A 7,070-nucleotide genomic window follows, 5' to 3' on the forward strand; every position below is an offset into this window, starting at 1 on the left:
TTGTTCCAGGCCCTGCTCAACTACGACTTCGTGGAGAGCGACGAGTCCCGCGCGGCGGTCGGACAGACGGTCGACCGCAGCGGCAGCGCCGCCGACGTCGTAGCCAAGTACGACCTGCGGCTGGTGCTCAGCGACGACGGACACGGCCTGGACGCCGAGTTCGAGTACAGCCGTGCGCTCTTCGACGCCACGACCGTCGAGCGGATGGCGGAGCACCTCGTCACCCTGCTGAGCGCCGTGGCCACGGACGCGGACCGCGCCCTGTCACGGCTGCCCGTGCTGCCCGCCCACGAACTGCGCAGGCTGCTCAGCGAATGGAACGACGCGGAGATCCCCGTGCCCCCGGCGGGCGGCGTCCACGAACTGATCGCCGCGCACGCCGCGACGGCCGCGGACACGGTGGCGGTGGTCTCCGGCGACCGCACCCTCACCTACGGTGCCCTCGTCGCCCGCGCCCACCGGCTGGCCCACTACCTGGGGGCCGTCGGCGTCGATGCCGAGTCGGTCGTGGCGGTGTGCCTGCCCCGCGGCGCCGACATGATCGTGACCGTCCTCGCCGTCTGGCAGGCCGGCGGCGCCTACCTGCCGCTCGACCCGGAGTACCCGGCCGAACGCCTCGGCTTCATGCTCACCGACAGCGGTGCCGAAGTGGTGATCGGCACCGAGGACCTCGTCGACGAACTCCCGGTCGGCCGACGGCGCACCGTGGTCCTCGACGACCCCTCGGTGCGCGCCGTCCTGGAGACGCAGCCCACCGAGGCCCCCGACGTGCCCGTCCTCCCCGGCCAACTCGCCTACGTCATCTACACCTCCGGCTCCACCGGCCGGCCGAAGGGTGTGCAGGTCACGCACGGCGGCGCGGTGAACTACGTGGTCTCCGTGGTGGACCGGGCCGGCTGGGGCACCGGGGAACGCTTCGGACTGCTCCAGCCCGCCGTCACCGACCTCGGGAACACCGTGGTCTTCGGCTGTCTCGCGTCCGGTGGTGTGCTGCACATCCTCGACGAGGACGCCGCGCTCGACGGGCGGGCCGTGGCCGGCTACCTGGCCGGCTGGGCGGTGGACTGGGTCAAGGTGGTGCCGTCCCACCTGGCCGCCCTGGCCGCCGACGCGGGCGTCGAGGGACTGATCCCCGGCCGGGGCCTCATGCTGGGCGGAGAGAGCGCCTCACCGGTCTGGCTGCGGGGCCTGCTGGAGGCCGCCGGAGAACGGGCCGTCGTCAACCACTACGGCCCGACCGAGGCCACGATCGGCGTGGTGGCCGGACGGCTCGACACCGCCGTGCCGGCGGACGGTGCGGTGCCGCTCGGGACCCCGCTGGCGAACACCTCCGCCTACGTCCTCGACGGCACGCTGCGCCCGGTACCCATCGGGATGGTGGGCGAGCTGTACGTCGCCGGCCCGCAGGTGGCCCGCGGCTACCGGGGACGCGCCGCGCTGACGGCGGAACGCTTCGTACCCGACTCCTTCGCCGGCGACGGGACCCGCATGTACCGCACCGGCGACCGCGTACGGTGGCGGGCGGACGGCCGCCTGGAGTTCGTGGGCCGCGTCGACGCCCAGCTCAAGGTCCGCGGATACCGCGTCGAGCCCGGTGAGGTGGAGACGGTCCTCGCCTCCCACGCCCTCGTGCGCTCGGCCGTCGTGACCGCCGTGGGCGAGGGCCGGGAACGCCGCCTGGTGGCCTACCTGGTGCCCGCCGACCACGGCGAGGGACTGCCGCCGGTCGCGGAACTGCGCGCCTACGCCGGAGCACGCCTGCCCGAGCACATGGTGCCGTCGGTCCACGTCGAGCTCGGCGAGTTCCCCCGCACCGCCAACGGCAAGCTCGACCGCGCGGCCCTGCCCGAACCCGACGCCGAACGCGCCGACACCGCGACGTACACCCCGTCGGGCACCGCCACCGAGGAACTCCTCACCGGCATCTGGTCCGACGTCCTGGGCCTCGGCCGGGTCGGAACCGTGGACGACTTCTTCGACCTGGGCGGACACTCTCTGCTCGCCATCCAGGTGATCTCCCGCGTCCGTGAGGTGTTCGGCACCGAGGTGCCGTTGTCGGCCCTGTTCGACGCACCCACGGTGCGCGCGTTCGCCGCCGTGGTCGACAGCTCGGCGACCGGCGTCGCCGTACCCCCCGTCACCGCGGTGGACCGCGACCGGACGCTGCCGCTGTCGTTCGGCCAGCAACGTCTCTGGTTCCTGGAACAGTTGGGCACCGGCTCGCCCGAGTACAACCTGACGGCGGGTATCCGGCTCGACGGCGACCTGGACCCGACGGCGCTCCAGGCCGCACTGAGCCGGATCACGGCCCGGCACGAAGTGCTGCGCACCCGCCTGGTGGCGGACGCGGACGGAGTGGCGACGCAGGTGATCGACCCGCCGAGCACGTTTCCCCTGCCGGTCGTCGACGTGTCCGACACGCCGCGGCCGGAAGCGGCCGCACACGCCGTCGCCGCCGCGGACGCCGCACTGCCCTTCGACCTGTCGGCCGGCCCGCTGATCCGCGGCGTCCTGGTCACCTTCGCCCCCGACCGGCACCTGCTGGCCCTGGTCATGCACCACGCCGTGTCCGACGAATGGTCCGGCCGGCTCCTGCGCGGCGAACTGACAGCCCTGTACGAGGCGTACCGTGCCGGCCGTCCGGACCCGCTGCCGCCGCTGGCGGTGCAGTACGCCGACTTCGCGGTCTGGCAGCGCCGGTGGCTGGACGGGGACGTCCTGCGGAGCCAACTCGCCTACTGGAGCGAACGGCTGGCCGGCGCACCCGTCCTGGACCTGCCCACGGACCGGCCCCGCCCCGCGGTGCGGTCCAACGAGGGCGGAGTCCTCGCCTTCCACGTTCCCCTGGACACGACCCGCCGGCTGCGCGAGCTGACCCGCGGCAACGGCGCCACGATGTCCATGACGCTGCTGGCCGCCTTCACCGTGCTGCTGGGGAGGTACACCGGCGCGGAGGACGTGGTCGTCGGCACACCCGTGGCCAACCGGAACCGGGCCGAGACCGAGGACCTGATCGGGTTCTTCGTCAACACCCTGGTCATGCGGACGGACCTGTCCGGCGAGCCGACGTTCCGCGAACTCCTCGCCCGGGTGCGGGAGACGGCCCTCGGTGCCTACGCCCACCAGGACCTGCCGTTCGAGCAGCTCGTGGAGGAGCTCGCCGTCGAACGGGACCGCTCCCGCAGCCCCCTGTTCCAGGTCCTGTTCAACTACGACACCGCCGGCACGGAGAAGCCCGACGCGGCACCGGGCGGCCCGCTCACCGTGAGCTTCGACCTGGCGGTACGGCTCGGCGACGGCGACGACGGACTGACCGGGGAATTCCAGTACAGCACCGCCCTGTTCGACGCGGCCACGATCGAACGGATGGCCGGCCACCTGGTCGAACTGCTGACCGCCGCCGCCGCGGACCCGGACCGTCAGGTCGACGAACTCCCCCTGCTCACGGCCCCGGAGCGGGACACGCTGGTCAGGGAGCGCCACGGAGCCCCGGCCGCGCTGCCACCGGTGACCGGCGTGCACGAACTCATCACACGCCGGGCGGCGCAGTCCCCGGACGCCGTCGCGGCGGTCTCCGGTGACCGGGTGCTGACGTACGGCGGACTGCTGGCCCGGGCGAACCGGCTGGCGCACCACCTGCGCGGCCGGGGCGTGGGCCCGGAGTCGGTCGTGGGACTGTGCCTGCCGCGCGGCGTCGACATGGCCGTGGCCGTCCTGGGCGTGTGGCTGGCGGGCGCGGCCTACCTGCCACTGGACCCCGAATACCCGGACGAGCGACGCGACTTCATGGTGGCCGACAGCGGCGCCCGGGTGGTGCTCCGCGAGAACGACCTGACGCTCGGCGACCCCCTGCCGCCGAACGCGCCCGAGGTGACGGTACGACCCGATCAGCTGGCCTACGTCATCTACACCTCCGGCTCGACGGGCCGGCCGAAGGGCGTCCAGGTCGCGCACGGCGGCCTGGTGAACCTGGCGGAGACGTTCCGCCGGGAACTCGGCGTGGACCCGGGCACCCGGGTCCTACAGTTCGCCTCCTTCGGCTTCGACGCCGCGGTCCTCGACCTGGCGACGACCCTGACGTCGGGCGGCGCACTCGTCGTGGCCTCGTCCGCCGAACGCACCGACCCGACGGCGCTGGCCGACGTCGTCCGGGCGCAGGGCGTGGGCGTGGCGAGCGTGTCCCCGTCCCTGCTGGGGGCCCTCGACCCCGCCGCACTGGCCGGGGTACGCGCGATGCTGGTGGGCTCCGAACGGGTCGGCGAACAGGTGGCCCGGGTCTGGGCGCCGGGCCGACGCATGCTGAACGGCTACGGACCCACCGAGACCACGGTGATCGCGTCCGCCGGGCTGGTGGACGCCGAGGAGACGGGGGCACCCCCGATCGGCCTGCCGCTGCCGAACACCCGGGCCTACGTGCTCGACCAGCGACTCGAACCCGTACCGGTGGGCGTGACCGGCGAGCTGTACCTCGCCGGCCCGCAACTCGCCCGCGGCTACGGCGGACAGCCCGGCCTGACGGCCGAGCGGTTCGTACCCGACGTGTTCGCCGCCGACGGGTCACGGATGTACCGGTCCGGCGACCGCGTGCGCCTGCTGGCGGACGGACGGCTGAGCTTCGTCGGCCGGGCCGACGGCCAGATGAAGGTACGCGGGTTCCGGATCGAACCGGGCGAGGTGGAGGCCGCCCTGGCGGCCCACCCGGGCGTGCGCGCGGCGGTCGTGACGGCCTTCGGTGAGGGCGGCGAACGCCGCCTGGCCGCCTACGTCGTGCCCGCCGATCCCGCCGCGGGCCTCCCGGGGGTCACGGAGCTGCGCGAGTTCACGAGCCGGCGGCTGCCGGCGTTCATGGTGCCGTCGGTGTTCGTGGAACTCGCGGGCCTCCCGCTGACCGCCAACGGCAAACTGGACCGCGCCGCCCTCCCGGAACCCGACGGCACGACCCACGGCGCACAGGCCTACGCGCCTCCCGCCGGAGCCACCGAGGAACTCCTCGCGGGTATCTGGGCGCAGCTCCTCGGCGCGCGACGGGTGGGCGCCGAGGACGACTTCTTCGCACTCGGCGGGCACTCGCTGCTGGCCACCCAGGTGATGTCGCGCATCCGTGAGGTGTTCGGCGCCGACGTGTCCGTGGCGACCCTGTTCGACCACCCGACCGTACGGGCGCTCGCGGCGGCGGTCGACGGAGCCGCCCGTCGCGCGGTCCTGCCACCGGTCGACGCCGCCGGACGGGACCGTGTGCTGCCGCTGTCCTTCGGGCAGCAGCGGCTGTGGTTCCTGGACCAACTGGAGCCCGGCTCCACCGACTACAACCTGCCGCTGCCCCTCCGCCTGGAAGGCCCCCTGGACGTGGCGGCCCTGAGCGCCGCCCTGGACGCGGTGACGGCACGTCATGAGGTGCTGCGAACCCGCCTGGTGACGGGTCCGGACGGAGTGGCCCACCAGGTCCTCGACCCGGCTACGACGCCCCGCCCCCTGCCCCTGGTCGACGTGTCGGGCCTCGCCGACCCGGTCGCGGCGGCCCAAGAACTCGTCGCGCGGGACGCGTCGGCCCCGTTCGACCTCGCGGCCGGCCCGCTGACGCGTGCCGTCCTGATCCGGCTGGCCCCGGACGAGCACGTCCTGGCCCTCTCGATGCACCACGTCGTCTTCGACGAGTGGTCCGGCCGCGTCCTGTGGCGTGAGCTGACGGCCCTCTACGAGGCGTTCCGGCAGGGCCGCCCCGATCCGCTGCCGCCGCTCGACGTCCAGTACGCGGACTACGCCGTCTGGCAACGGCAGTCCCTGGCCGGGCAGGTGCTCGATGGACAACTCGACTACTGGAAGGACAAGTTGGCCGATCTGCCGGTGCTGGAGCTGCCCACCGACCGGCCCCGGCCCCCCATGCGCTCCGCCGCGGGCGCCACCACCCGCTTCTCCGTGCCGGCGGACACCGCGCAGGCCCTGCGAGCACTGTCCCGGCAGAGCGGCGCCACCATGTTCATGACGCTGCTGACCGCCTTCGACGTCCTGCTCGGACGCTACGCGGGTACCGAGGACATCGCCGTGGGCACACCGGTGGCCAACCGCAACCGTGCCGAGACGGAGGACCTGATCGGGTTCTTCGTCAACACGCTCGTCCTGCGGACCGACCTGTCCGGCGACCCCACCTTCGCCGAACTCCTCGCCCGTGTCCGACGCACCGCCCTGGACGCCTACGCCCACCAGGACCTGCCCTTCGAGCAGTTGGTGGACGCGCTGGTCGCGGAGCGTGACCGGTCGCGCACGCCGTTGTTCCAGGTTTTCTTCACCTACGTCATGGCGGACGCCCAGGACGGCGCCCGTCTGCTCGAACAACCCGCGGGTCTGCCGCACACCACCTTGTTCGACCTCACCCTGCGACTCGCCGACTCCCACGACGGCGGTCTGACGGGCGAGTTCGAGTACAGCACCGCCCTGTTCGACGCCGCGACGACCGAACGGATGGCCCGCCACCTGGTCACACTCCTGAACGCCGTGGCCGTCGACGCTGGTCGGCTGGTGGGGGATGTGTCGTTGGTGTCGGTGGGTGAGGTTGAGGGGTTGGTGCGGGGGTGGGCTGGTGTGCCGTTGGTGTTGCCGTCGGTGGGTGGGGTGCATGAGTTGATCGTCGGGTGGGCTGGTGTTGTGCCGGATGCGGTGGCGGTGGTGTCGGGTGAGCGGGTGTTGACGTACGGCGGGTTGGTGGCGCGGGCGAGTCGGTTGGCGCATGAGTTGCGGGGTCGGGGGGTGGGTGCGGAGTCGGTGGTGGGTCTGTGTCTGTCGCGGGGCGTGGATCTGGTGGTGGCGGTGTTGGGGGTGTGGTTGGCGGGTGGTGCGTATCTGCCGTTGGATCCCGATTATCCGGTGGAGCGGCTGGAGTTCATGCTCGCCGACAGCGGCGTGCGCGTGCTCGTCGGGGAGTCGGGGCTGATCGGGAACCTCGCTGTGGAGCAGACGCTGTGCCTGGACGATCCGGCGGTGGCGGATGCTGTGCAGGGCCGGCCGTCGACGGCACCCGAGGTGTCCGTCACGGGTGACGGGCTGGCGGCGGTGATTTATACGTCGGGGTCGAC

At 73.0% G+C, this 7,070-nt stretch carries 1 protein-coding gene; it reads left to right on the forward strand.

Annotated elements, in window-relative coordinates:
* Positions 1-7,070 (forward strand): non-ribosomal peptide synthetase (locus tag AAW13_RS43425; protein ID WP_143145114.1); only part of this gene is annotated, 7,070 nt, incomplete at both ends.

Source organism: Streptomyces humi (assembly GCF_001005085.2).
GTDB lineage: Bacteria > Actinomycetota > Actinomycetes > Streptomycetales > Streptomycetaceae > Streptomyces > Streptomyces humi.